A 22,766-nucleotide genomic window follows, 5' to 3' on the forward strand; every position below is an offset into this window, starting at 1 on the left:
AAAAAATTATGGAAACTATTACAATAGAATTTCAGCCTAATATAAAACACAAAATTTTAGAATTATTGAGTTCGTTCTCTTCGGATGAATTGAAAATAGTTTCTAAAGATGAAAATTATATTGCGATTAAAAGAGAATTAGATTCTTCTTTAGAAAAAATTCATAATGGTACAGCAAAATTATACTCATTTGAAGAGTTAGATGCAATTCTTGAAAAAACAATTTCGGAATATGAAAGTTAGTTTTGAAGAAACATTTATAGAAAAATTGAATGATCAAGTGCGTTATATTTCAAAAGATAAGCCACAAGCTGCAAGGAAATTTAAAAGTGATTTGATTGCTAAATTAAAAAAAGATTTGACACAACCTTTTCTATTCAAAAAATCAATTTATTTTGAAAATATTAGGGATTATGTTTTTAAAGTATATACTTGCGTTTACGAAATAGATGTCGAACAAAATTGTATCGTTATTTTCGGTTTCATAAAATATAAAAACTCCTTATAAATGCCAAGAATCCTCGCTATAGACTACGGACAAAAACGCACTGGAATTGCCGTAACCGATGAATTGCAAATTATAGCTTCGGGATTGACAACTGTTCCTTCTCAAACGGCTATTGCTTTTTTGAAGGATTATTTCTCCAAGGAAAATGTTGCCGCCGTACTCATAGGCGAACCCAAACAAATGAACGGGCAACCCTCCGAAAGTGCCTCGATTATAAAAGGTTTTGTCACGCATTTTACCAACCATTTTCCCGATATGAAAGTCATTCGTGTAGACGAACGTTTTACTTCAAAAATGGCTTTTCAAACCATGATTGATAGCGGTCTCAATAAAAAACAAAGGCAAAATAAAGCACTCATCGACGAAATTTCGGCCACAATTATGCTTCAGGATTATTTGACTCGAAAAATGATTTAGTACCTATTTTAATAGCTAAATCGTTTTCGCAATCCATAACTTTTCTGTGTTATTTTAAGTTTTTTTTTGGCATTTTAAGGACTATCTTTGCACCTTAAATTTTTTTGATATGTCTGACACAACAATACGTTCAAATGCCGATGTAGTTCTTATTGGCGCAGGAATTATGAGCGCCACACTTGGCGTAATTTTAAAAGAATTGCAACCCGATTTAAAAATTGAAATTTACGAACGTTTAGATGTTGCAGCTGCCGAGAGTTCAGATGCTTGGAATAATGCTGGAACAGGACATTCGGCTTTTTGTGAATTAAACTATACACCCGAAAGCGAGGACGGAACAGTAAGTGCCAAGAAGGCAATAAGTATAGCGGAATCTTTTGAAGTTTCCAGACAGTTTTGGTCTTTTTTGGTAGCAAATGAATATGTATCTTCTCCCGAAAATTTTATAAAAAGTATCCCACATTTGAGTTTTGTTTGGGGCGAAAAAAACGTAGAATACCTCAAGAAACGTTTTGATGCATTGCATGAAAATCCTCTTTTTGAACAAATGGTTTTTAGTACTGATTTTGCTCAACTTGCCCAATGGATGCCACTTGTTATGGAAGGAAGAAAACCTCTGGAGAAAGTTGCGGCTACCAATATGGCCATTGGAACGGATGTAAATTTTGGCGAATTGACACGAAATATGTTTGATCATTTGTCTAAATTAGACGGAGTTACCCTTTATTTTAATCACGAAGTTCAGAAACTAAAACAAAGAGAAGACAAATCGTGGAGAATTAAAATTGTTGATTTGGCTACGGGTCAAAAACGAAAAGTTTACACCAAATTTGTATTTATAGGTGCTGGTGGCGGTTCATTGCCATTGTTAGAAAAAGCCAATGTTCCAGAAGGAAAAGGATATGGCGGTTTTCCTGTGAGCGGACAATGGTTAAAATGTACCAATCCAGAAGTAATTGCAAAACACCAAGCCAAAGTATACGGTAAAGCGAGCGTGGGCGCACCACCAATGTCAGTTCCTCATATCGATTCCAGAATGATTAATGGCGAGAAAGCATTGCTTTTTGGCCCTTTTGCAGGATTTTCGACTCGGTTTTTAAAAAATGGTTCTTATTCGGATTTGCCTTTGTCGATACAAGCGGATAATATTTTGCCCATGCTGGCCGCTGGAATAAAAAACATTCCCTTAACGAAATATTTAATTCAGCAAGTGCGTCAATCGCCAAAAGATAGAATTAATGCGTTACGCGAATATGTTCCGGGAGCACGATCCAAAGACTGGGTACTAGAACGCGCTGGTCAACGGGTTCAAGTAATCAAGAAAGATGAGAAAGAAGGTGGAATCCTAGAATTTGGTACCGAAATTATCAACACCGAAGATGGGACTTTGGCTGTTTTACTAGGAGCTTCTCCAGGCGCATCGACAGCGGTTTCTATCATGTTGGATTTATTGCACAACTGTTTTAAGGATCAAATAAACACCCCAGAATGGCAGACTAAATTGAAGGCAATGATTCCTTCTTATGGGAAAACTTTGAACGACAAACCAGAATTATTGGATACTATTAGAAAAAATACAGCAGCCGTTTTGAAACTAAATAATTAATAGCCATATTGCTTCATAAGCAGTATTGGATTTTCAAGAATCCGTTTTTATTATTTTGCCATTCGCAAACTAGTAAAAACGGATTCTTTTTTTAAGTTTCCATTACTGCTTTTGTGTTTTTCAAGATGTTTTCGGATAAGTTGGTGAGCCAAACCAATTGCTCAATTACCAGTTGCGCTTCTTGCATTTTTAATAAAAAAGCGGCGTCAGTACTGGTGTTTCCCTCCTTTAATTCTTTGAATCGGATGTTTTTAAGTTCGGTAAATCGCTTGGCAATATCTTCTTTTACAGGATTTTCGGTGCTTTTTTCGGTGTTTTCTTCTTTCAAAATAGCAACTGCTTCTTCTAGATTTTTAAGTACTGTATTCACTACCGCATTGAACGCTTCGGAGGCCGATGTTGTTTTATGGGATTGAATATACGTTCCCATTGAGGCCATTGAGGAGAGTAACGTGTGGTTTAAAACCGCCAATTTATAGACTTGTGGGACTAATTTTTGTTTTGATTTAGGCTCTTGCACCATGCGTTGTATCGATGCCATAAGATTCCCAATTTCGATGAAAGCATTTTTTCTAGCCAATTTATATGTCGTTGAAACAGTTCCTTTTTGGTTGTAAAAAAGGGAGATTTCTTGTAAATAATTCCTGTTGGCTTGTATTGATTTTTCTAAAAAAATAGGGATATTCATAAATTCCCACGAAGGCCAAAAAAAGTAATTAGACATCGATGCCAATAGTGAGCCAACAATGGTATCGAGAATGCGGTATTGTATAACGTCGCCTATATTTGGTGTCAAAATTCCGTAAATAAAAACAATGTACATCGTTACAAATGTGGCACTTATTCGATAATTAATGTGTGTAAAGGAAAAGCCCAATAGCATAGAAATAATCGCAAAAAGACTAATTAAAATGCTATTATGTACCAATAAAATAATGCCAAAAGCAATTAATCCTCCTAGAATTGTGCCAAAAGTACGCTGATAGGAACGCTCCTTGGTCAGTCCATATCCAGGTCGCATAATCACAATTATGGTGAGTAAAATCCAATAAATATTTTGAAAAGGAAGCAATTGCCCGATTACAAAACCAATTAAAATAGTCAGCGTTAATCGCAAGGAGTGTCTAAAAAGCGTAGACGAAAAACTAAAATTTTCAATCAAAGTGCTAATGGGATAGTATTGTGGTTTTAAAAATTTTTCTAAATCTTTATCTTTTCCTTTAAAATCACTTTCTTTAATTTTCAGGCTAAATGCTTTTTCGACAATTTTTATTTTTTCGACTTGCTTTTCAGCGTATTCCAGCATGGTGGTGAGCATGAATACGCCCTCGGAAGCTTCTATTTTGCCTAGATTGTTTTCATATTCTAAAATGGCTTGCTCCAGCGCATTTAAATCTTGAAGCAGTGAATGTTTGTAGGTATATTTGGTTCTGTTTTCGACACTTTTGGCAATTTTTTTCAAAGTTGACGCTAGATTGTAAGCCAGATTTTGATACGTAACAAGCACTTTTGGATGCGCATCAAATTTTTGATGGAGTTTATCATGGTCAAAAGCAGTTGAAAGAGCCAATTCTAATATCTCGACAAGTGCAATAAAAACGATTAGCACTTTTCGGTTTTGAGCCGATGCTGCCACAGTAGATTGATTTCCTAGAAGTACCTTTCTAATGTTTTGATGAATGGTATTTAGGGCCACTTGCAGGTGCAACTGTTTGTCGATAATTGTTTTTTTATCGGCATCAATTTTCCAAAGATCGCCCCTTAATTTTAAGTATTTCGAAGTCAAACTAATGCAAGACGCAATTTGTAATTCGGCGTAGCGATGCGGACTAATATAATAAAATAACAATGAAATCAAGAGATAAAAAAGCCCTCCTACAAGTAATAATCCTGAATATTGGAGCATTTCTAACCCCGAATGAATGTGAGCAAATGCCAATGAAAAGGTTAATAATGCCGAAAAAGAAACCATAGTCGCTCTTTGTCCATATACCGAAATCATAGAAAGGAAGAAAATTAAGAGCGCCAAAAACGGATAAAAAAACCAATGCAGCGGATACACAATATTAACCACTAAATTGACGCCCGCCACCAAAAATGCGGTGACAAGAATACCGTTGATTTTGTGCTTTAAACTACTAGGAATGTCGCTAGGATAGGTAAAAAATGCACCCAAAGCAATGGTAAAACCCGTTTGAAAATGCCCTAAAAACGAGAACAATAAAACAGGCAAAACGGCAGCAATGGTAACTTTTAGCGCATTGGTAAAATAAGTGCTGTCAGTAAAATTTCGAATTTTAGCAATCATATTTTTTGAATTGATTGCAAAGGTAAGAATTGTAAATTTTGATTGTGGTATAAAGCTAGTCCAAACTCGACAAACTCTTTTAATTTTTTTCGGTTAATTGTTCGTGGTTCTAATGTAGACATTTCATGAAAAATAAAAAAAATTGTAGCATTCCATTTTTAACCCGTTTACTTTGTACCGTTTTTGGTAAAAAGTTCAAAAGAGAATCCTTTGTAAACCCTTTGAGAATAGTAGAATTTTACAAACATTATGTTATAAAAAGCAATTGTCAATTATTCCTTGTTGATTTTTTACTATTTTTGCGCCAATAAATAAATTAAAACCATTTATTATAATACAAAATTACTTAATACAACAACCATGATTTTACCAATTATAGGATACGGAGATCCTGTTTTGAGAAAAATAGGAGAGGAGATTACCCCAGAATACCCCAATTTAAATGAAGTAATTGCTAACATGTATGAAACCATGTACAATGCTTATGGAGTAGGGCTTGCTGCAGAGCAAGTAGGTTTATCAATTCGTTTATTTGTTATCGATACGACTCCTTTTAGTGATGATGAGGATTTGCCATCATCCGATCAAGAAAAATTAAAAGGGTTCAAAAGAACTTTTATTAATGCCAAAATGATCAAAGAAGAAGGGGAAGAATGGAGTTTTAACGAAGGTTGCTTGAGTATTCCTGATGTTCGTGAGGATGTTTTTAGAAATCCAACCATAACAGTACAGTATTGCGAAGAAGATTTTGTGATGAAAACCGAAGTTTTTGACGGTTTGATTGCCAGAGTTATTCAGCACGAATACGATCATATTGAAGGTGTTTTATTTACGGATAAAATTTCGTCTCTAAAAAAGCGTTTGATTCAAAAGAAATTAAAAAATATTACCGAAGGAAAAACATTTCAAGACTATAGAATGAAATTTTTTGCCAAGAAAGGAAGATAAAATAGTTGTTTTCTTTTGAATTAAAGCCGATTTTGAAATCAAAAAGAACACCGAAACACTTTTTTCGGTATAATTTTTGGTCGCTAATAAATTACAAATAAAAAAGAATTCTTAATAATTAAATAAAATGAATTTAGAAAAAGTATTGTCTATTTCTGGGAAACCGGGTTTGTATGTTTTGAAAGTACAAACTAGAACTGGTTTTGTTGCAGAATCATTATTAGATGGAAAAAAAATTAGTGTGAGTTTAAAAAGCAATGTTAGTTTATTGTCTGAAATTTCGGTGTATACGTATGAAGGCGAAAAACCATTAGCCGAAATAATGCAGTTAATCGCTACCAAAGAAAACTACGGATCGGCCATTTCGCATAAAGAGGATACTGCAACTTTGGCTGCCTATTTTAGAGAAGTGCTTGCTGATTATGATGAAGAAAGAGTGTATCCTTCGGATATTAAAAAAATACTGAATTGGTACAACACGCTTCATGACAAAGGATTACTTGTTGCAGAAGCTCCGGAAACACCAGCTGACGAAGCTCCAGTTGCGGTAGAAAAAGTATAAATGTTCCGATTTTAATTTATAGTAATCCTGTTAAGATGATTTCCTAACAGGATTTTTTTATTTTTACACAAAAAACAAATACAATGAATTCTAGAGCCCTTCAACTTCAAGCTTTCGATAGATTGCTGACCATTATGGATGATTTGCGTGAGAAATGCCCTTGGGACAAAAAGCAAACGATTCAAACCCTGCGGCATTTAACCATTGAGGAAACCTATGAATTAGGCGATGCTATTTTAGATAATAATCTCGAAGAAGTTAAGAAGGAATTAGGCGATTTATTGTTGCATATTGTTTTTTATGCCAAAATAGGAAGCGAAACTAGTGCATTTGACATAGCTGATGTTTGCAACGAAATTTGCGAGAAACTCATTCATCGGCATCCGCATATTTATAGTGATGTCGTGGTAAAAGACGAAGAAGAAGTCAAACAAAACTGGGAAAAACTGAAATTGAAGGAAGGCAAAAAGTCAGTTTTGGAAGGTGTTCCTAAAAGTTTACCAGCACTTGTAAAAGCCAGTAGAATTCAGGATAAAGTAAAAGGAGTAGGTTTTGATTGGGAGGAGCCACATCAAGTTTGGGACAAAGTTCAAGAAGAATTGCAAGAATTACAAGTAGAAGTCAATGCTGGCGATCAAGATAAAATGGAAGCCGAGTTTGGTGATGTCCTGTTCTCGATGATTAATTACGCCCGATTCCTGAATATAAATCCCGAAGATGCACTGGAGCGAACCAACAAAAAATTCATCAAACGCTTTCAATATCTCGAAAGCAAAGCGGGAGCATTAGGCAAACCATTAATGGACATGACTCTAGCCGAGATGGATGTTTTTTGGGAAGAGGCGAAAAAGTTGTAGATCAAAATTTTACTAGTAGCTTCAAAAACAGTTTACTCCGCCATTTTTTTTAGTTTGGGAATATCTTTAAGAAGGATTTTTTTGCCAATCAAAGCAATTAATCCTAATTTATTAAATTCAGATAACAAACGGATGCAACTTTCGGTAGCGGTACCTATTAAACTGGCTAATTCTTCACGTGATAGCTGTATTTTCAGGGTGTTATCATCATTGATTCCAAAGGTGGTATGCAGGTACAATAAAGTTTCGGCGAGACGATCTTTGACGGTTTTTTGCGCCATAGAAACCATGTGCTCATCGGCTTCTTTCAAGTCGCCACAAATGCTTTTCATCATATTCAAAGAGAACTTATTGTTTTTGTCAAAAAAACCTAAAACATCATTTTTTGGAATAAAACACACTTCCATATCCTCCAAGGCTATGGCACTTAAGTTGGCTGGTTCATCGCTAACCATAGAACGTTGTCCTAATAATTCGCCTGCTTTTACCAATTTTACTATTTGGTCTTTTCCATTGGTGCTTAATTTGGATAGTTTGCAAATTCCTTCTTTTATACAATAAATACCGTTAACAGTTTCTCCTTCTTCAAATAATGGTTCTCCTTTTTTTATCGTGTAGGACGTTTTGCAATCTGCAATTTTCAAAAGCTCCTCTTTGTTCAACGCTTTCAACGAACTAAATTCTCTAACGATACATTGTTCACATTTACTCATAGTTAGTAGGAATATTTTATACAAAATTAAACTTTATTATGACAATTGTCATGTTTTTAAAGGAATCAATTTGTGACTTTTGTCATAGGTATAAGGAGCAAATAATTATGAGCAAACACAACTGTTTTCATTGTGGTTTGGATATTGTAATGACGAAGAAACCCAGCGAAATCGTGTGGGAGAATCAAATTTTTTTTGATGATAAACTATTTTGTTGTAATGGTTGCAAGACTGTTTACGAAATTTTTAGTCTCAACGATATGTCTTGTTATTATGATTTCGAAAAATCACCTGGAGCAACACCACTGGATATAAATGGCAAATACGATTTTCTTGACAACGAAAGTATTGTTTCAAAACTACTGGAATTCCATGAGGATTCCACGGCAATTGTTTCACTTAACATTCCTCATATTCATTGTAGCTCGTGTATTTGGATTTTGGAAAATCTACAGCGTCTTCAAAAAGGAATAAACACATCACAAGTCAATTTTCCCGAGAAAAAGGTTCGGATTACTTATAATCCCCAAATAGTTTCGTTACAAATGATTGTCGGTTTATTGAGCTCCATAGGCTATGAACCCTATATAAGCTTGGATAATTATGAAACGGGTACAGCCACAATTGACCGAAGTTTGACTTATAAATTAGGCGTTGCTTTCTTTTGTTTTGGTAATATTATGTTGCTTTCTTTTCCCGAATATTTTGAAGTCAAAGAGTTTTGGCTCGACCAATATCGCGGTTTTTTTAGGGGATTAATTTTTGCGTTATCTTTACCTAGTTTTTTCTATTCGGCAAATGGGTATTATGTCTCGGCGTACAAAAGTATAAAATCAAGAATGCTCAATATTGATATTCCCATTGCTTTAGGGATTATTGTGATGTTTGGGCGCAGTACTTTTGATATTGTTATGGATTATGGGTCTGGTTTTTTTGATAGTTTAACGGGATTGATTTTCTTTATGCTTTTGGGCAAAATGTTCCAAATAAAAACCTACAGTTTTTTAAGCTTTGAAAGGGATTTTAAATCGTATTTTCCTATTGCCATTACCAAAATAAATAGCAATACTACCGAAGAAAGTATTCCTGTTTATGATATTCAAAAGGGCGACCGCTTACTCATTAGAAATCAAGAATTAATTCCAGTTGATGGGATTTTAATAAGCGAAAAAGCTCAAATTGATTATAGTTTTGTAACTGGTGAAGCCATTCCGATTACCAAAAAATCAGGTGATAAAATTTTTGCAGGCGGCAAACAAATGGGTAAAATTATCGAAATGGAAGTCCTTCATACCGTTTCACAAAGTTATTTGACGCAGTTGTGGAGCAATGCTATTTTCCAGAAAAATGTCGAACAAAAACACAAAACGATAACCGATAGCATCAGTCGGTATTTTACCCCCATTTTACTGTTGATAGCTTTTTTGGGATTTGGCTATTGGATTTTTATAGATGCAACCATAGCGTTCAATGTTTTTACGGCGGTGTTAATTGTAGCTTGTCCTTGTGCCTTGGCATTGACTGCACCATTTACGTTTGGGAATGTGTTGCGACTGCTGGGAAAACAGCATTTTTACCTCAAAAATGCGCTTGTAATCGAGCAATTGGCCAAAGTAGATACACTTGTTTTTGATAAAACAGGAACAATTACAACCAATATGAAATCGAATATTTCGTACCAAGGTCAACCGCTCGATAATGAAAATATAAGGATTATAAAAAACGTGCTTCGAGCCTCAAATCATCCTTTGAGCAGGATGTTGTATGCCTTTTTGCCTGAAGCTAACCCATTGAAAATGGATGCTTTTGAAGAAATTGCTGGTAAAGGAATACTTTCTTGTATTGGTGCTATAGAAATTAAAATTGGTTCCTATGAATTTGTAAATCAAAATGCTATTAATCCAGTTTTGGCTTCCTTTCCTTTGGGGATATCTGGGGTGGAGAACACCTCCGTTCACATCACGATTGATGGCGTTTATTTTGGCTGTTATATTTTTAACAATCATTACCGGGATGGATTGGCTGATTTGTTCCAAAAATTAAAAGCAAATTACCAAATAAAAGTCCTATCAGGCGATAATGCGGGAGAGAGAGCCACGCTAGAACAGCTTTTGCCAGCTGGAACCGAATTGGTTTTTAATCAAAAGCCAGAGCAAAAATTAGCATTTATAAAAAAATTACAGGACGAAGGCAAGAACGTCATGATGATAGGCGATGGGCTTAATGATGCTGGGGCTTTGGCACAAAGTAATGTAGGAATCTCCATTTCCGAGAACGTGAATGTTTTTTCGCCCGCTTGCGATGCTATTTTAGATGCAAATGAGTTTCAAAAGTTGGATTATTTTTTGAAATTATCCAAAAATGCTATCAAAACCATCAAAATGAGTTTTGTTTTATCCCTTTTATACAATGTAGTTGGATTGTCATTTGCCATTACGGGAAATCTATTGCCGTTAGTTGCCGCTATTATCATGCCCTTGAGTACCATTACGATAGTGAGTTTTGTAACGCTAATGAGTATGTATTATGCAAGAAAAAAATAAAATTCTGAAAGTTTTTTTGTTCGTTTTTCGCATAAATTTAACAGAATGGTAGGAATATGATAAAAATCATGTTTTTAAAGGATTCATAAAAGTAATTTTGTTAACATAATTTTAAGGTATGAGTGTTATTTATTTATTAATCACCATTAGTATAGTAGTTGCTATTGGGTTTTTTATTGCTTTTATAGTGGCAGTAAAAAGCGGTCAATACGACGATGATTATACGCCTTCAGTCAGGATGCTCTTTGACGATGAACTCAAAAAAGAAAAACCAAAATCAGTACAAATAACTAAAGAAAAACAAATTTAATTATGGAAATGCAACAATTTTATTACGACAACAAAATTGTAAAGAAATTCATTTACGCAACCATCGTTTTTGGTGTCGTAGGAATGTTAGTGGGGCTTACGTTGGCCTTTATGTTTCTTTTTCCCAATATGACCGATGGAATTCCGTGGTTGAGTTTTGGACGCTTAAGACCCTTACATACCAATGCTGTAATTTTTGCATTTGTTGGTAACGCCATGTTTGCTGGGATTTATTATTCCTTGCAACGACTCTTAAAAGCTAGAATGTACAGTGATTTTTTGAGTAATTTAAACTTTTGGGGTTGGCAATTAATTATTGTCGCAGCAGCGATATCCTTGCCACTGGGATATAGCTCTTCCAAGGAATATGCCGAGTTAGAGTGGCCTATTGATATCGCCATTGCCTTGATTTGGGTTGCTTTTGGTGTCAATATGATTGGAACCATGCTTAAACGAAGAGAGCGTCACTTGTATGTTGCCATTTGGTTCTACTTGGCGACATTTATAACAGTAGCCGTTTTGCACATTTTTAATAGTTTAGAACTGCCTGTTTCGGCCATGAAAAGCTACTCTGTTTATGCAGGCGTTCAGGATGCTTTGGTACAATGGTGGTACGGTCATAATGCAGTTGCTTTTTTCTTGACCACACCATTTCTAGGATTGATGTATTATTTTGTGCCCAAAGTGGCCAATCGTCCGGTGTATTCCTATAGACTATCAATTATTCACTTTTGGTCGCTTATTTTTATCTATATCTGGGCAGGACCACACCATTTATTGTATTCGGCATTGCCTAACTGGGCTCAAAATTTAGGTGTTGTTTTTTCTATTATGTTGATTGCGCCTTCTTGGGGCGGAATGATAAATGGACTCTTGACTTTGAGAGGCGTTTGGGATAAAGTACGGGAAGAACCTGTTTTGAAATTCTTTGTGGTAGCTATTACGGGCTATGGTATGGCTACTTTTGAAGGGCCAATGTTGTCGCTCAAAAACGTAAATGCAATTGCCCATTATACGGATTGGATTATTGCTCACGTACACGTAGGTGCATTAGCATGGAATGGATTTATGGCTTTTGGTATCATCTATTGGTTGATTCCTCGTATGACCAAAAGTACTTTGTATTCTACTAAATTGGCTAATTTTCATTTTTGGATAGGCACTTTAGGAATCATATTGTACACTTTGCCTATGTATGTTGCAGGATTTTTGCAAGCTTCCATGTGGAAACAATTCAATCCTGACGGGACATTAACCTACGGGAATTTTCTGGAAACGGTAACTCAAATCATGCCCATGTATTGGATGAGAGCTATAGGAGGATCATTGTATTTAGTTGGAATGCTCGTCTTGGTTTATAATATTATTCAAACGGTTCGAGCTGGTGAAACCATTGAAGACGAATTAGCCGAAGCTCCTGCACTACAAGTAATTAGTTCTGGTCGTATTAAGGGAGAAAAATTTCATCCTTGGTTGGAACGAAAACCAATTCAAATGGCAATTCTAGCAACAGTAGCTATTTTGATAGGAGGGATTATTCAAATTGTTCCTACTATTATGGTCAAATCCAATATTCCAACTATAGCTAGCGTGAAACCGTATTCGCCGTTGGAACTCGAAGGACGTGATTTATACATTCGCGAAGGCTGTGTGGGTTGTCATTCCCAATCCGTTCGTCCGTTCAGGAGCGAAGTAGAACGGTACGGCCCACAGTCCAAAGCTGGGGAGTTTGTTTACGATCACCCATTCCTTTGGGGATCTAAACGTACGGGTCCAGATTTGTTAAGAGTTGGAGGAAAATACAATGACAATTGGCATTTTAACCACTTTTGGAGTCCACAAAGTATATCAGCAGGGTCTATAATGCCGGGTTACAAATGGTTGTTTGACAATAAACCATTAGACATTTCATTGACCCAAAAGAAAATGAAAGCTATGGTCACTCTTGGCGTTCCTTATAGTGACGCTCAAGTAGCTAATGGTTTGAAAGATTTAAGAAAACAAGCCATTCAAATTGAGGAAAGTTTGAAAAATGATCCTGATTTTGTAAAAAGCTATGCCGACAGCAAGAAAAAAGCCGAAGCGAAAGGAGAAAAATTTGTTCCAATGAACGAAAGAGAAATTGTAGCCTTGATTGCGTACATACAAAGGTTAGGAACTGATATTAAAGTAAAGAATTAAAACCTAAAAAAGATGTTCGAACAAATAAAACACAATCTGGAAACCATTGCAGGAGTTGCAATCTATCCCATTTTATCTTTGGTTATTTTCTTTGTCTTTTTTTTAGGATTGGGATTTTGGGTCTATTCGTATAAAAAAGATACCATTCAGGAAATGAGCCAAATACCGTTAAATGACAATCAAAAAGTATAATTTTTTAAAATTTAGAAAATGAAAAAAATAATTCCTGTATACGTTAGAGTTCCAGTTATTTTCTTTGCCGTTTTTGGTGCAATGGAATACTTCATTGACTCTGGAGACCAACCTGCCTTTATAAAATTCCCTATGGTTTCGGTGTTTTTATTTGTTTTTTTGTTTCTTTTGATTGCCATCGAGATTACCGCAAGTGCCATTGATGCCATTACCTATCAGCTGCTTACCGAAGACCAAAAAGCAACATTAGAAGCAGTGAGTTCCGTAGGCTTTAAAGAAAGCGAGTGGTACAAAAACCTCTTGCAAAAGCTGACCAAAACCCAACCAATAGAAAACGAAAGCCAATTATTACTAGAGCATGATTATGATGGTATTCGAGAATTAGACAATAATTTGCCGCCTTGGTGGGTGTATTTGTTTTATGCGTGTATTGTTTTTGCGGTAGTTTATTTAGTGAGATTTGAAATAATGGGAGGTGACAATCAAGAAACCGAACTCAAAAACGAGATGGCTAAAGCCAAAATTGATGTTGCCGAATACATGAAAACAGCACCCGATTTAATGGACGAAAAAACAGTTGTCTTACTAACAGATGCACCAAGTTTAGCCGAAGGGAAAAGTATTTTTGCCGCCAATTGTATACCATGCCATAGAGTTGACGCTGGAGGACAAATTGGGCCTAACCTAACCGATGAGTATTGGATTTTGGGTGGTGGTATCAAAAACATATTTCATACATTAGTCAATGGAGGTCGGGACGGAAAAGGAATGATTTCTTGGAAAGGAACTTTGAAACCAAAAGAAATGCAAAAAGTGGCCAGTTATGTTTTATCGCTTCGTGGTAGTAATCCTAAAGATCCTAAAGCACCGGATGGAGAAATTTGGATTGATCCTAGTGCACCTAAAACAGCAGTTGTTGCCACCAAAACCGGAGATAGTACAAAGGTTCAAAAATAAAAATATTTTTTTGATTGAAATTTCTATTCTTTGCAAAAATCCCCACTGTTTCTCTATAGCCCCGATAGTAGCGGCATCCTTTTTCTGGCTTCTTTAGACAGAAAAAGATAGAGCGGATAGCGGGACGATGTTTCCTGAAAAGAACCAGTGTTTTGGCTCCTGAAAGTAATCATGGAATCCCAATTTTGGGGTACTTATTTTAAATAATAAAGAAATGTCAAATTTACAAGACGAAGCTTTTAGAGATACAATCGGGACGATTGATAAAGAGGGGAATCGGAAATTTATTTTTCCTAAAAAACCGTCTGGGATTTTTTATGACTACCGGAAATGGGTAAGCTATTTTTTATTAATTGTTTTGGTCGCCAATCCGTTTGTCAAAATAAATGGCAACCAATTCATGCTGTTTAATGTTTTGGAACGTAGATTCAATATTTTTGGATTTCCTTTTTGGCCACAAGATTTTTATCTTTTTGTGCTCTTTATGATTATTGGAGTTGTCTTTGTTATCTTGTTTACGGTTATTTTTGGTCGAATTTTTTGTGGTTGGATTTGCCCACAAACCATATTTTTAGAAATGGTTTTTCGTAGAATCGAATATTGGATTGAGGGAGATCGTGGGGCACAAATTCGCCTTTCCAAACAAGAATGGAATGCCGAAAAAATTAGAAAAAAAGGCATTAAATGGTTCCTTTTTCTCATCATTTCCTTCTTTATTGCCAATGTTTTTTTGGCATATCTCATTAGTAGTGACGAATTGTTTCGCATGATTGAAGAAGGACCAGAAAATCATCAGAGTACACTGGTTTCATTGCTTATTTTTACAGGGATTTTCTATTTTATTTTTGCGTGGTTTAGAGAGCAAGTTTGTATTATTGCGTGTCCTTACGGCAGGTTGCAAGGGGTTTTATTAGATAATAAATCCATAAATGTTGCCTATGATTTTGTTCGAGGAGAAAAAGAATTAGGAAGAGCTAAATTCAACAAGCAAGAGGATAGATCTGCCACTGGCAAAGGCGATTGTATTGATTGTAAACAGTGCGTTAATGTGTGTCCTACAGGAATTGATATCAGGAACGGAACGCAATTAGAATGCGTGAATTGTACCGCCTGCATTGACGAATGTGATACTATTATGGACAGTGTTGGGTTGCCCAAAGGATTGATTCGATACGCATCCGAGGATGAAATTGAACGAAAAATACCGTTTAAATTCACGGCTAGAATGAAAGGATATTCGGCGGTATTGTTCATTTTGGTGGGCTTACTTACGGGACTTCTTTTTTTAAGAACCGAAGTTGAAGCTACCATTTTACGCTTACCAGGGCAATTGTATCAGCACAAAGGTGATGCTATTAGTAATGTTTTTACGTTCAAAATTATAAACAAAACCAATACTGATTTTAATGCTATTCATTTTAAATTGCACGGCATCAAAGGGCAAATAAAGGTAGTGGGGCAGCAGGAATTTATAATTAAGAAACAGGCCATTAGTAGTGGTACTTTATTTATAGAAATTAATCAAAATCTATTAGAACAGGATAAAACCAAAATTGAAATTGCCATTTATAATGGGGAAACCAAAATTGAAACTACGGCTACCAATTTTTTGAGTCCACGAACTTTTGATTAATTTTAGGGATGCTATTTTTTTTTAATGCAATCATTTCAATTTAATAACTAAATAAACCTATGAAAATTAACTGGGGAACTTCTATTGTCATTGCATTTGCCTTGTTTATGACCTTTATTTTGTATTTTGTAATCAAAGTACAATCGGATAGTAAGTATAATAATGATCTGGTTGTCGAGGAGTATTACAAACATGATGTGCATTTTGGGGATGAAATGGTGCGCATTCAAAATGCCCATGATTTGGTTCAAAAACCGATTATAACAGCAAATAGTAGCGGAATAACAATTGTTTTTCCAGAAACATTTTCCCCCGAAAAAGTAAAAGGAACAGTGTCTCTTTACCGACCGTCTAACAAGAAATTAGATTTTGAAGTCCCAATTTCATTATCTAATCCTACTTTGCTTATACCTAAAACAAATTTGGTAGGCGGTCGTTGGGACATTAATATGGAATGGAAATACGCAGGCAAAGCGTATTTGACAAAAGAAGTTATTTACATACAATAAGGTATTTTCTATCTACCAAAAATTCAAAAACTAAATGCTGTATACCGCTTTCTTGTTTGGGTTAATTAGCAGTTTTCATTGCATTGGGATGTGCGGTCCCATAGCATTGCTATTGCCTGTGGCTAGAAATAATTCAACCCAAAAAGTGTTACAAATTATAACGTATCATCTTGGGCGATTAAGCGCATACGGAACAATAGGATTGTTATTTGGATTACTCGGTCAAGGTTTTTTTATGGCTGGAATACAGCAAAAATTATCCATATTTATAGGAGTAGCCATGATAGTGGTAATTCTAACTCCCGAAAAAAGAATGGCTTCGTATAATTTTTCGAAACCCATTTTTAAATTCCTTTCCAAAATAAAAACTCGATTAGGAAGCCAATTCAAAAATCAAAGTTACCAATCCTTATTTACCATTGGACTATTGAACGGATTTTTACCTTGTGGTATGGTCTATGTTGCTTTGTTCGGTGCCATTGCAATGCAAAGTGCTGGATTTGGAGTTTTGTATATGGGTTTGTTTGGTTTAGGTACGGTTCCTATGATGAGCAGCGTGGTGTATATTAACTCTTTTTTGACTATTAGCACCCGCAATAAAATTCAAAAAGTGATTCCTTATGTGGCGGTTTTACTAGGAATAGTATTTATACTGCGTGGTTTAGGTTTAGGAATTCCCTATGTTTCTCCTACCAATATGAGTTTGTTTGTTCAGCAAAATCCCAATTGTCATTAGGATTTAAACCGTCATCGAAAACAACTCGGTTTGTGGTGCTTTTCTTTTCAAAAGCAAATCAAAAGCCATGCAAATATTGCGAACAAATGGTTTTCCAGCTTCCAAAACCATAATTTTTTTCTCATCAATGCGTAGCAGTTGATCTTGTTGCATTTCGTTTAATTGAAGAATAATTTCGGGGATTTCTTTGCAATAATCCGCTTCATTTGCCCAAGAAGTTTGAAACGTACACATTAAATTTAGGATGTGTTTTCGAATAATTAAATCCTCTTGCGTTAATAAATGACCTCTATATACTGGTAATTGATTCCATTCCAGCATTTGATAATAATCCTCTAAATTTTTTACGTTTTGGGCAAAACTGTACCAACTATCACTTATTGACGAAACCCCTAGTCCAATCATTACTTGGGTTTTAGACGAACTATAGCCCATAAAATTGCGGTGTAATTTCCCGTTTTGAAAGGATTGGTACAAACTATCCGTTGCTAGCGCAAAGTGATCCATACCTATTTCATAATACCCGTTTTTTGACAATAATTTTTTGCCTATTTCGTACAAAACTCTTTTTTCACCATCTTTTGGAATGTCTTCGTCCTTAAAACCTCGTTGTCCGTTTCCTTTTATCCACGGTACATGCGCATAACTGTAAAACGCTAATCGGTCGGGTTGTAATGATTTTGTTTTTTCAATAGTGTCAACCACATCTTCAATTTCCTGAAAAGGCAAGCCAAAAATAATATCGTGACCAATAGAAGTATACCCAATTTCTCGTGCCCAAAAAGTTACTTTGGCCACATTATGAAAAGATTGTTCCCTATGAATGGCTTTTTGAACTTTCTCGGAGTAATCTTGAACGCCAAAACTCACTCTGCGAAAACCCAAATCGTATAGTTTTTTTAAATGTTCGTGAGTTGTATTATTGGGATGACCTTCAAAACTAAATTCATACGTTTCGGCTTTGGTAGCATGATTTAAAATGCCATTAATAAGATCTTCGAGATTTTTTGTCGAAAAAAAAGTAGGCGTACCTCCACCCAAATGAATTTCTTTTATAACGGGTCTTGCTTCTACTAGCTGGCAATAGAGCGTCCATTCTTTCAAAACTGCTTCAATATAAGGATGTTCTACCTCGTGATTTTTTGTAATTCGCTTGTTGCAACCGCAAAAGGTGCACATGCTTTCGCAAAAAGGCAAGTGAATGTACAAACTAATTCCTTCTGATGTATTGCTTTCTTCAAATGATTTCTTGAGCGTTGCAGCCCAAATGGCATACGAAAAGTCAGTTTCATTCCAATAAGGCACCGTGGGATAGCTAGTGTAACGTGGACCAGGTACATTGTATTTTTGGATTAATGAGTTTTTCATAATGCAGTATATTTTATTCAAATGTAAGTGCAGTTGCCAAAAATTAAAATGATAATTATCATGGTATTTCATTTTTTTTATAAAAAAACCTCGAACTAGATTGTAGTTCGAGGCTGCTTTTGTGTGCGTTTTAAAAAACTTATTCTGTTTTTAAATTTCGCAATTGTTTTAATTTATCTTTCCAAACATCCAGACTTTCTTTATGAATGGCAATGTTTTTGCGAACTTCTAATACAATTGAATTTTCTTTTTTTGCATTTCGAGTATTGGTAAAAAACTGAATGTTGTTTTCCAATTGAAAAATTTCATTTTGTACTTCTTCGATTTTGCGCATCAAGAAAATTTTCTCATTGTCTAATTTTCTGGTATCATTACTTTCGGATAGGTTTTCCATTCGATTTGAAAAACGCATCATATCAGTATCTTTTTTACTCAAACTTAATTTTTCAAAAAGAGCGTCTAGTATTTTATTGAATTTCCCTTCGATATGTCTTCTAGCAAATGGTACTTTTCCAAAATTTTTCCAGGTTTCGATATGCAATTTTATGGCATCCAAATCTGTTTTATGATCACCCGTTAGTTCAAATGCTCTTAAGGTGTCCAAATACGCTTTTTTGTTGTCAAAAGAGAGGACTTCGTCGCTGTTTTCCTCGTTTTTTTGTTCTTTTAATTTGTCAAAATAGTGGTTGCACGCTTCTTTGAATTCTTTCCAAATTTTGTCTGAATACTTTCTTGGAACATGACCTATTTGTTTCCACTCTTCCTGAATTTGCTTCATGATTGGGGTTGTGGCAGCAAAGTTAAGGCTTTCTTGTAGTTCTTTTGCTTTGGCTACGAGCGCTATTTTTTTGCTTAAATTGTCGTTTTGGTCTTTCTTGATGTCTTTGTAAAAAGAATTTTTGAAAGTATTAAAATTTCTAACAGCGATTTTAAACGATGACCAAGTGGCTTCATTTACCTCCGAAGGCACTTTTCCAGTTGCAAAAAAAGCATTACGTAAGGCTTCTACTTTGTCTATTTGTGCTAGCCATAATGCATGTGCTGTTACTTTTTCGGTGGCTAGTACTTCTATTTTAGCAATAATTTCTTTTTTCTTTTCTAAATTTTCGAGTTCCGTTCCTCTTAATTTTTCAAACAAAACTTCACGTTTGTCATGCATTTGTTTGGTCAAAGCACTAAAGGTGTTCCAAATTTCGTCACGATGTTCTCTAGAAACAGGGCCAATATCTTCTTTCCAAATGCGGTGTAAATCTTGTAATTCTCGGAATGCTTTATTGATATCGCTTTCTTGAACCAAGGCTTCTACACGAGCAATTATTTTTAATTTTTGGTCTAAATTGTGCTTGAAATCAATGTCGCGCGCTTCACGGTCTAAATGCAAATAATCATAAAAATTTTCTACATGAAAATGATAATTATTCCAAACGTGGTTGTATTTATCCTTTGGAATCGAACCTGCAGCATTCCATCGTTCTCTTAATTCATTGAAATGTTTTAAGGTATCCTTGATGTTTGCTTGTGGATCGATTAGGTTTTTTAACTCTTCAACTATCGCCAAACGGGTTTCTAAATTTGTTTTTAGATTGGTTTGTAAACTCTTGAAATGCGTATTTTTATTATCTCTAAAAAGCGAATAGTATTGGTCAAATTTGGTTTTTAATGGCGAATTGTATTGAAAAGTCTCGTTTGGATCCGTATTTTCTGCATTGAATTCCTCTTTCTTTTCCTCGATTAAATGATTGTATTTGGCCAGAAATGCTTTTTTTATTTCCTCAACATGTTCTTTTACGGACATTACTTTTTCGTTTGAAACTAAATTTTTTAGTTCTTCAACAAGTACTTCCATCGATAGTGTTTCGTAATCCTGCATCGGAATATCGTGACGCTCTTTTAGCGTTTCGTCTTCACTTTCCTCGGCATTTGTCTCGGCAATGGCATCCAGAATGGTTTGATTTTCATCAGGAATATTGAGCTCGGGCGTGGGAGTTGTTTCCTCAAGAATTGGCGCATCACTTTCGGTAACGGCTTCTTCGGTAGCCACTATTTCTAAATTTCCATCTGCTTCAGTCGAAATAGATTCGGCTGCATGGTTTTCTAAATTTCCATCTGCTTCAAGCAGGTTATCATTCTTTTCTTCTAACATTTTTTCAATGTATAAGGTTTCTATTTTTTGAGTGCGAAAGGTAGTAAAGGTGTATCAAACTACAAAACAAATCGTTGATTTATAGTTATTGTGTTCCTATAATTCTTGGTTTTGTGGTGTATTTGATTCGGAAAATTACTTTTTTGACCCGCCAAAAAATATTTGTAAATCAAAAAAAGCATATTTTTTATTTTAATATAAAATGACCAATCCCAATTCCATTCCTGAATTGTAGGCTTTTTGGTAACCAAAACCAAGACTTGGATGGATATAAAACATAGAATTTGGAGTAAATTTTCGTCCATATTCTATAAAAGTGGAATTGGGAAATCCTTTTGATGTGGCATTGTAGCGCAAAGCCATATTAGTTCCAACCCAGTTTTTTCCAAAAGAATACAGCAGTGTGTTCTCAAAAACGCTAGTGTTTATCGTACTTCGAGTACTCGATCCAGCAAAGCTAGATTGGTTTTCTACTGTAGCCATCCAAAGCAATTTCTTGTCATTGCTCAAATAATGCCCATAAACAAGTGCCGTAGATAATACCCATTTTCCAGATCCAAAATTAGAATCACTGGCTGAATTGGATGTGATTTTAGTTCGAATGGCAAAACCATTTTTGGCACTTAAATAGGGAATGTATGAAATCGCCACCGCCACATCGCCAATACCGCTCTTATTAACAGCGGCTGTGTTGGTTGAAATTAAAGGAATATCGGTGCGTAAATTCCAAGAGCGATTCCCAATTGGATGTAAAACCCTTAAATTGGTGGTGTTAAAAGAGCCGTTATCCGTGTCTAAATATTCGTTAAAAACAAGAATGGTTTCCTTGAAATAATTAAAACGAGCTTCGCTTAATGGATTTTCTTGATCTTTTATATCTTGTGCTTTTGTAGAAAAAACAATCAAAATGCAGATTACTAGTGAATAGTATGTTTTTTTCATAATGAAACTTATTTTGCTAAAGCTAATTTAACAAAATAAGTTTTATGTTGTAGCATAATTATCGCAGGATATTGGCTTTTAAAACAAAAGGCACATTAAATAGAAAACATACCGCACATTTTGTATTAGTGTAATAAAACAGCATTGTTTTATTTTTAAAATCTGTGATAAACTTTATAGAAGCGAATGCCGTTGTTTGTTCTTAATTCCCGTATTTTTTTGGAAATAAGTTCTAATTATTTTACTTGTCAATGGTCAATTTATAGATAGCAGATTCTAGAACTTGAGTGTCGTTGTCTTCGCAAAGCAGGAATTCGATGGTTTGATCAGTAGTTTGATACACGGTAAGTCCTTCGAATTTATGGGTGTCACTGATTTTTTGAGTGAAATCTATTTTCATGGTTTTGATATCGATGCGACCCAGTAAACTGCCTAGAATTTTGCCATCGGTGTAAGTAGAATCCGTTTCTTCAGCGGTGGCTAGAAAGTAGATTTTGTTATCGACTAAAATCGCATCGGTAAAACTACTGCGTACGCCATTGATTTTAGGCAGTTTGTAGTCGTTGGATAGAATGTTGAATTCGTTGATTAAGTTTTTTCCTTGAATGGTAAAAAGTACGTTTTTCTTTGATTTTCCGTTGCCTCGATTGAGCAAAAACCATTCTTCACCTGTATAAATGGCGCCTTCTAGATTGAAATCATCGGATTTTATTTCGCCAAAACTTTGCATTACGGCATATAAATCTGTTAGGTCGTTAGTGGTAATTTCTTTCTCTTTGGTATTGACTTCAATCATTTTATTTCGGTTTTTGGTAGAACCAGAACCAAATATGTAGAGGCTGTTGTCAAAATGGGTGATGGCTTCAAAATCAGGTTTTTCTTTTTTGGGAATATTTTCGGTGGCATTTTCTATGATTTGATGCCGTTGTAGGTTTTTGGAATCGAGCGTGTATTCGTAAAGAAATCCGCTGTTATCGCCTATGAGGAATAAGGTGTTGTCTTTGTAAATGAGTCCTGATGCAGAGCCTATTCCAATGATTTGAAAAAGGAGTTCGAGTGAGAATTTTTCCATGTGAGTGTTGTTTTTAAAAGGAGTGCCGTAGCCCAGATGGAAGTGAAAATCCTTTTGAAGAGCCCTTATATTTTTTCTTGTTCTAGTAGAGCGATCAGAGGAAGCTCCTGCTAGGACGTAGAAAAAAATAAGGGATTGAAAAAGATTGTAACGTACAGCTGGAAATAGCTCCCCAAAAATAGTGTATTTTTTTGGCTGGTGAAAATGGATTTATATTTTCATTTGTGGTCAAAGCGTGGCGAAATGATTTACCTTTGCCAGCT

Annotated in this window: 21 protein-coding genes; 15 read left to right on the forward strand and 6 right to left on the reverse strand. The window is 35.2% G+C overall.

The genetic code is table 11. The features are described 5' to 3' along the window. The first annotated feature begins 8 nt into the window (after window positions 1–8). The 4 genes from FNW21_RS04560 (at window position 9) to FNW21_RS04575 (ending at window position 2,530) form a co-directional block, all read left to right on the forward strand. Window positions 9–242, forward strand: coding sequence for a hypothetical protein (locus tag FNW21_RS04560; protein ID WP_144255562.1), 234 nt, complete (start codon window positions 9–11; stop codon window positions 240–242). Continuing rightward, window positions 232–507, forward strand: a complete 276-nt coding sequence (locus FNW21_RS04565) for a type II toxin-antitoxin system RelE/ParE family toxin (RefSeq protein WP_144255563.1) — start codon at window positions 232–234, stop codon at window positions 505–507. Before FNW21_RS04560 ends, FNW21_RS04565 begins: the two co-directional genes overlap by 11 nt. Further along, complete coding sequence (ruvX, locus tag FNW21_RS04570) at window positions 508–924, forward strand: Holliday junction resolvase RuvX (RefSeq protein WP_144255564.1); 417 nt, start codon at window positions 508–510, stop codon at window positions 922–924. Between the two features lie 109 nt (window positions 925–1,033). Then, window positions 1,034–2,530: a malate:quinone oxidoreductase gene (locus FNW21_RS04575; protein ID WP_144255565.1), complete on the forward strand. Its 1,497-nt coding sequence runs from the start codon at window positions 1,034–1,036 to the stop codon at window positions 2,528–2,530. A gap of 91 nt (window positions 2,531–2,621) precedes the next feature. Here the strand turns inward: FNW21_RS04575 and FNW21_RS04580 are convergent, their stop codons facing one another. Beyond that, window positions 2,622–4,838 (reverse strand): FUSC family protein, encoded by a 2,217-nt coding sequence (locus tag FNW21_RS04580; protein ID WP_144255566.1) that lies wholly within the window; start codon window positions 4,836–4,838, stop codon window positions 2,622–2,624. Between the two features lie 360 nt (window positions 4,839–5,198). Here FNW21_RS04580 and def point away from each other — a divergent pair, with 360 nt between their 5' ends. The 3 genes from def to mazG all read left to right on the forward strand — a co-directional run bounded on the left by def (window position 5,199) and on the right by mazG (window position 7,205). Further along, window positions 5,199–5,786: a peptide deformylase gene (gene def / locus FNW21_RS04585; RefSeq protein ID WP_144255567.1), complete on the forward strand. Its 588-nt coding sequence runs from the start codon at window positions 5,199–5,201 to the stop codon at window positions 5,784–5,786. Between the two features lie 127 nt (window positions 5,787–5,913). Beyond that, a complete protein-coding gene (locus FNW21_RS04590; RefSeq protein WP_144255568.1) occupies window positions 5,914–6,348 on the forward strand; it encodes a DUF5606 family protein in 435 nt (144 codons plus the stop codon). Between the two features lie 83 nt (window positions 6,349–6,431). Beyond that, entirely contained in the window at window positions 6,432–7,205 is a 774-nt protein-coding gene (gene mazG / locus FNW21_RS04595) for a nucleoside triphosphate pyrophosphohydrolase (RefSeq protein ID WP_144255569.1), read from the forward strand. Between the two features lie 32 nt (window positions 7,206–7,237). Here mazG and FNW21_RS04600 read toward each other — a convergent pair whose 3' ends face one another. Continuing rightward, window positions 7,238–7,918, reverse strand: a complete 681-nt coding sequence (locus FNW21_RS04600; protein ID WP_144255570.1) for a Crp/Fnr family transcriptional regulator — start codon at window positions 7,916–7,918, stop codon at window positions 7,238–7,240. Window positions 7,919–8,025: 107 nt separating this feature from the next. Here FNW21_RS04600 and FNW21_RS04605 point away from each other — a divergent pair, with 107 nt between their 5' ends. The 8 genes from FNW21_RS04605 (at window position 8,026) to FNW21_RS04640 (ending at window position 16,978) form a co-directional block, all read left to right on the forward strand. Further along, window positions 8,026–10,461, forward strand: coding sequence for a heavy metal translocating P-type ATPase (locus FNW21_RS04605; RefSeq protein WP_144255571.1), 2,436 nt, complete (start codon window positions 8,026–8,028; stop codon window positions 10,459–10,461). 118 nt (window positions 10,462–10,579) lie between these two features. Then, window positions 10,580–10,771, forward strand: a complete 192-nt coding sequence (gene ccoS, locus FNW21_RS04610; RefSeq protein WP_144255572.1) for a cbb3-type cytochrome oxidase assembly protein CcoS — start codon at window positions 10,580–10,582, stop codon at window positions 10,769–10,771. A gap of 2 nt (window positions 10,772–10,773) precedes the next feature. Continuing rightward, entirely contained in the window at window positions 10,774–12,951 is a 2,178-nt protein-coding gene (gene ccoN / locus FNW21_RS04615; protein WP_144255573.1) for a cytochrome-c oxidase, cbb3-type subunit I, read from the forward strand. 12 nt (window positions 12,952–12,963) lie between these two features. Then, window positions 12,964–13,143 (forward strand): CcoQ/FixQ family Cbb3-type cytochrome c oxidase assembly chaperone, encoded by a 180-nt coding sequence (locus FNW21_RS04620; RefSeq protein WP_144255574.1) that lies wholly within the window; start codon window positions 12,964–12,966, stop codon window positions 13,141–13,143. Window positions 13,144–13,161: 18 nt separating this feature from the next. Next, a complete protein-coding gene (locus FNW21_RS04625) occupies window positions 13,162–14,100 on the forward strand; it encodes a cbb3-type cytochrome c oxidase N-terminal domain-containing protein (protein ID WP_144255575.1) in 939 nt (312 codons plus the stop codon). Between the two features lie 214 nt (window positions 14,101–14,314). Continuing rightward, window positions 14,315–15,733: a cytochrome c oxidase accessory protein CcoG gene (gene ccoG, locus FNW21_RS04630; protein WP_144255576.1), complete on the forward strand. Its 1,419-nt coding sequence runs from the start codon at window positions 14,315–14,317 to the stop codon at window positions 15,731–15,733. 59 nt (window positions 15,734–15,792) lie between these two features. After that, entirely contained in the window at window positions 15,793–16,242 is a 450-nt protein-coding gene (locus FNW21_RS04635; protein WP_144255577.1) for a FixH family protein, read from the forward strand. Between the two features lie 34 nt (window positions 16,243–16,276). Next, window positions 16,277–16,978 carry a sulfite exporter TauE/SafE family protein gene (locus FNW21_RS04640; protein WP_144255578.1) on the forward strand — a complete coding sequence of 234 codons (702 nt, stop codon included), beginning with the start codon at window positions 16,277–16,279 and terminating at the stop codon, window positions 16,976–16,978. A gap of 3 nt (window positions 16,979–16,981) precedes the next feature. On the opposite strand, the gene hemN is transcribed toward FNW21_RS04640, so the two are convergent. From hemN to FNW21_RS04660, 4 genes are all read right to left on the reverse strand, one after another. Beyond that, window positions 16,982–18,346 (reverse strand): oxygen-independent coproporphyrinogen III oxidase, encoded by a 1,365-nt coding sequence (gene hemN / locus FNW21_RS04645; protein WP_144255579.1) that lies wholly within the window; start codon window positions 18,344–18,346, stop codon window positions 16,982–16,984. A 139-nt stretch (window positions 18,347–18,485) separates the two neighbouring features. Continuing rightward, a complete protein-coding gene (locus tag FNW21_RS04650; RefSeq protein ID WP_144255580.1) occupies window positions 18,486–20,489 on the reverse strand; it encodes a DUF349 domain-containing protein in 2,004 nt (667 codons plus the stop codon). A gap of 192 nt (window positions 20,490–20,681) precedes the next feature. Further along, window positions 20,682–21,431 (reverse strand): lipid A phosphoethanolamine transferase, encoded by a 750-nt coding sequence (locus FNW21_RS04655; RefSeq protein ID WP_144255581.1) that lies wholly within the window; start codon window positions 21,429–21,431, stop codon window positions 20,682–20,684. Window positions 21,432–21,672: 241 nt separating this feature from the next. Then, the gene (locus FNW21_RS04660) at window positions 21,673–22,503 is read right to left on the reverse strand and encodes a DUF6929 family protein (protein ID WP_144255582.1); all 831 of its coding nucleotides are present in this window, start codon (window positions 22,501–22,503) and stop codon (window positions 21,673–21,675) included. Between the last annotated feature and the right edge of the window lie 263 nt (window positions 22,504–22,766).

Origin of the sequence: Flavobacterium restrictum, assembly GCF_007097245.1 — a bacterium.
GTDB classification, from domain to species: Bacteria; Bacteroidota; Bacteroidia; order Flavobacteriales; family Flavobacteriaceae; genus Flavobacterium; species Flavobacterium restrictum.

Bases quoted from the DNA above. Each gene is read 5' to 3' on its own strand.
- FNW21_RS04560 (WP_144255562.1), top strand. From the start codon at position 9: ATGGAAACTATTACAATAGAATTTCAGCCTAATATAAAACACAAAATT.
- FNW21_RS04565 (WP_144255563.1), top strand. From the start codon at position 232: ATGAAAGTTAGTTTTGAAGAAACATTTATAGAAAAATTGAATGATCAA.
- ruvX (WP_144255564.1), top strand. From the start codon at position 508: ATGCCAAGAATCCTCGCTATAGACTACGGACAAAAACGCACTGGAATT.
- FNW21_RS04575 (WP_144255565.1), top strand. From the start codon at position 1,034: ATGTCTGACACAACAATACGTTCAAATGCCGATGTAGTTCTTATTGGC.
- FNW21_RS04580 (WP_144255566.1), bottom strand. From the start codon at position 4,838: ATGATTGCTAAAATTCGAAATTTTACTGACAGCACTTATTTTACCAAT.
- def (WP_144255567.1), top strand. From the start codon at position 5,199: ATGATTTTACCAATTATAGGATACGGAGATCCTGTTTTGAGAAAAATA.
- FNW21_RS04590 (WP_144255568.1), top strand. From the start codon at position 5,914: ATGAATTTAGAAAAAGTATTGTCTATTTCTGGGAAACCGGGTTTGTAT.
- mazG (WP_144255569.1), top strand. From the start codon at position 6,432: ATGAATTCTAGAGCCCTTCAACTTCAAGCTTTCGATAGATTGCTGACC.
- FNW21_RS04600 (WP_144255570.1), bottom strand. From the start codon at position 7,918: ATGAGTAAATGTGAACAATGTATCGTTAGAGAATTTAGTTCGTTGAAA.
- FNW21_RS04605 (WP_144255571.1), top strand. From the start codon at position 8,026: ATGAGCAAACACAACTGTTTTCATTGTGGTTTGGATATTGTAATGACG.
- ccoS (WP_144255572.1), top strand. From the start codon at position 10,580: ATGAGTGTTATTTATTTATTAATCACCATTAGTATAGTAGTTGCTATT.
- ccoN (WP_144255573.1), top strand. From the start codon at position 10,774: ATGGAAATGCAACAATTTTATTACGACAACAAAATTGTAAAGAAATTC.
- FNW21_RS04620 (WP_144255574.1), top strand. From the start codon at position 12,964: ATGTTCGAACAAATAAAACACAATCTGGAAACCATTGCAGGAGTTGCA.
- FNW21_RS04625 (WP_144255575.1), top strand. From the start codon at position 13,162: ATGAAAAAAATAATTCCTGTATACGTTAGAGTTCCAGTTATTTTCTTT.
- ccoG (WP_144255576.1), top strand. From the start codon at position 14,315: ATGTCAAATTTACAAGACGAAGCTTTTAGAGATACAATCGGGACGATT.
- FNW21_RS04635 (WP_144255577.1), top strand. From the start codon at position 15,793: ATGAAAATTAACTGGGGAACTTCTATTGTCATTGCATTTGCCTTGTTT.
- FNW21_RS04640 (WP_144255578.1), top strand. From the start codon at position 16,277: ATGCTGTATACCGCTTTCTTGTTTGGGTTAATTAGCAGTTTTCATTGC.
- hemN (WP_144255579.1), bottom strand. From the start codon at position 18,346: ATGAAAAACTCATTAATCCAAAAATACAATGTACCTGGTCCACGTTAC.
- FNW21_RS04650 (WP_144255580.1), bottom strand. From the start codon at position 20,489: ATGTTAGAAGAAAAGAATGATAACCTGCTTGAAGCAGATGGAAATTTA.
- FNW21_RS04655 (WP_144255581.1), bottom strand. From the start codon at position 21,431: ATGAAAAAAACATACTATTCACTAGTAATCTGCATTTTGATTGTTTTT.
- FNW21_RS04660 (WP_144255582.1), bottom strand. From the start codon at position 22,503: ATGGAAAAATTCTCACTCGAACTCCTTTTTCAAATCATTGGAATAGGC.